3 protein-coding genes are annotated in these 2,840 nt (G+C 42.0%); all 3 read left to right on the top strand.

Annotation, left to right across the window (positions count from 1 at the left end):
• Positions 1-1,010: 1,010 nt before the first annotated feature.
• The 3 genes from AC1DRF_RS21740 (at position 1,011) to AC1DRF_RS21730 (ending at position 2,838) form a co-directional block, all read left to right on the top strand.
• Positions 1,011-1,958 carry a helix-turn-helix transcriptional regulator gene (locus AC1DRF_RS21740; protein ID WP_477741672.1) on the top strand — a complete coding sequence of 316 codons (948 nt, stop codon included), beginning with the start codon at positions 1,011-1,013 and terminating at the stop codon, positions 1,956-1,958.
• A gap of 53 nt (positions 1,959-2,011) precedes the next feature.
• Positions 2,012-2,137, top strand: a complete 126-nt coding sequence (locus tag AC1DRF_RS21735) for a hypothetical protein (RefSeq protein ID WP_274582923.1) — start codon at positions 2,012-2,014, stop codon at positions 2,135-2,137.
• A gap of 296 nt (positions 2,138-2,433) precedes the next feature.
• On the top strand, positions 2,434-2,838 hold the full coding sequence (locus AC1DRF_RS21730) for a VOC family protein (RefSeq protein WP_477741671.1): 405 nt from the start codon (positions 2,434-2,436) through the stop codon (positions 2,836-2,838).
• The last annotated feature ends 2 nt before the right edge of the window (positions 2,839-2,840 follow it).

The following is a 2,840-nucleotide window of genomic DNA, read 5'->3' as shown; positions in this document are numbered from 1 at the left end:
GAACTACATAAATCTAATAATGAAGAGGTATTTCATTACTATTTGTCGTATTGAGAATAAAAAGGAGGTAATTAAGATGAAGAAAGACCTTTGTAAAATTACTTTATCTAACGGCAAAGAAATTACGTTTCAAAAACATGTCGACGAGGTCCTTGAAAGAATTCAGGACTCGGAAGGAAAGTTATATGATGGATTAATTCATTTCTCTGAAATCTCTATCAATCCTAAATATGTCGTATCTCTTGAACCAGTAACTAATTCCTTTAGAACAGATAACCAAAGAAAGATATATATATAAGCGTTGCTTCTATTGAGTATTTTAAGAGACTTAACTTTTTTTAGTAAGATATATCACCATTTGATGCAAAATAACGCACCTTTAAATAAGTAAAAAAATAAACTGACCATACCTTTTATATAAGATATAGCCAGTTTATTTTATTTCGTTCTTCCATAACTCGAAATATGGTTCGAGCTGCTTCAACACTTTATGATTATGTTTGTATCGTTCTGCTACTGATTGGATATATTCTTTGTGAGTTATTCCCACCAGTAGCCCAAATTCAAAATGTAGCAATCAAATTAAAGAATTGATTATTTCCTTTTTAGCTTCTTCTATGACCTTCTTAAATAACTCATCTTTATTCATGGTTCTGGTGCAAATACTTGAAGAAAATATAAAAAAGCAAAGGATTTCTAGTGACTCGTGGTCTTAAGCAACTAGTCCAAACAGTTGATGGGGTCCTTATTTCTCTTTTATGCAGCTTTTCATAGATCCTTGATATGACTACATTTACCCGATACCCAAGTAGGAGGAGGATGTATAAAAAGTGCACCTTTTATACGTGTGCTCGTACGGAAAATGTAGTCTATATGGCAAAAATGTGCTAATATTTATTTGAATCGATTTTTTTGTTATACATGTACACCAAAATAAAAGGCCATCTCTAGTGCTGCACACTCAAGAGGTGGCTTTTTATTTTGCAATAAACATTAAAGGGGGGCAAACAATGAACAAAACAGACCGTTTGTTAGCCATCGTACTGGAGCTGCAACGTAAAGAAGTTGTACGGGCCGAAGATTTGGCGACCCTATTTGAAAYTAGCGTGCGGACCATCTACCGCGACATTCAGGCGCTGAGTGAAGTGGGCGTGCCGATCATAGGAGCCCCTGGGACAGGATATTCCCTGATGGAAGGCTATTTCCTCCCGCCGATCGGTTTCACGGTACCAGAAGCCGTGAGCTTGCTGATTGGAACAGACTTTATCGAACAACGATTTGATGACGATTATCGTGTCAGAGCTCAAGCTGCCCGCGGCAAAATTGAGGCCATTCTATCGGAGAGCATTCGCAATGAAACATCTCGTGTACGCAAGGCTATGCGTTTGCTCATTTCTGATAAACAGGTCAGGCAGTCAAAAGAAAAGGAATATCTAGAAAAGATTCGTCGAGCGATATTAGACGTGCAAAAGATTAGCTTTCATTATGCAAAAAGGCTTGCAGATTCCGAAGGTAATCGCCATAGTGTTCGTACGGTTGCTCCCTATGGATTGGTGCTCGTTCAAGGTTCGTGGATGCTCGTGGCTCGGTGTGATCTGCGCCAAGAAATTCGCCATTTTCGCTTGTCCCGAATGACGGAACTTATCAATCTGGAAGAACGATTCGAACTACCGGCGCATTTTAACTTAAGGGAGTATACCCCTCCGGATGATCGGCACTTGATAGTTCGCCTTCGATTTAACCATGACATCGCGGATAAGGTGAAGGAATCGAACTATCATTACATGGAGGATATGGAAGAGCATCAAGATGGATTGCATGTGGTTTTACGCGTTCATCAACTGGACGAATTGTTGCAATGGGTGCTTGGCTGGGGAGCGGGCGTGATTGTATTGGAGCCTGAATCATTCCGAAATCGGATTCGTGAGGAAACAAAAAAAATGTTAAAACGCTACTGACATACAGTTGTCAGTAGCGTTATTTTATAATTGGAGTAAGTAAACATACAGGGGTGAGAGATAAATGCGAAGTATGTCTTGCATCGGTTGGGGGACACCGCCAATCAACATCCACAGGAATTAATTCATTTCACTATGGATCAATTGAGCAGCAGCAAGGCATGGAAGGATGGTCATAGAACCAAATGGTTCAGTTTCTGATTAAATCGTGCCTTTACGGAAAATATACAACACGGGGTAGAACCAGCGAACGTCGGTTAACTCGTAAAGTAGGCTACTTAGAAACGGAAAAAACAAGCCTTCAAATGGGCTGTTTGATGCTTGAGGAAAGGAAAAGTTCCGAAAATGATCGTCCTCGGAACTTTTGTAACCTATTTTTTACAGCTACTTTGCCCCTTACTGAAGCTTCGCTGGTTCTGGCCCAAAATGATCTGATACGATATTGTATCATTTATTATAGGAAGGATGGTATCTTATGAATTTTGCTTCTGTACGCATCATTACCGAAGACGTGGATCGTCTTGTCAAGTTCTATGAGAAAGTCATGGGTGTTTCGGCGGAACGCCCCGTGCCTGTCTTTGCCGAACTCGTTGTGCCATCGTGCACCCTGGCGATCGGCCACTCCCAGACGGTGCCACTGTTCGGCGCCGGTTCCGCAGTGGCGGCCGACAATCACACTGTCATCATCGAGTTCCACGTCCACGATGTCGATGCCGAATACGAGCGCTTGAAACCGTTTGTCAACGAATGGGTAAAGGAACCGACCATGATGCCGTGGGGGAACCGTGCTGTGTTGTTCCGTGATCCCGACGGCAACCTCGTTAACCTCTTCGAGCCGGTGACCGAAGAAGCGATCAAACGGTTCCGCGGTAGGGGTTAATA

The organism is Priestia sp. P5_B4, assembly GCF_056400385.1.
Note: the sequence above shows the minus strand (reverse complement) of the source record. Positions and strands in the feature narration are given on the sequence as shown.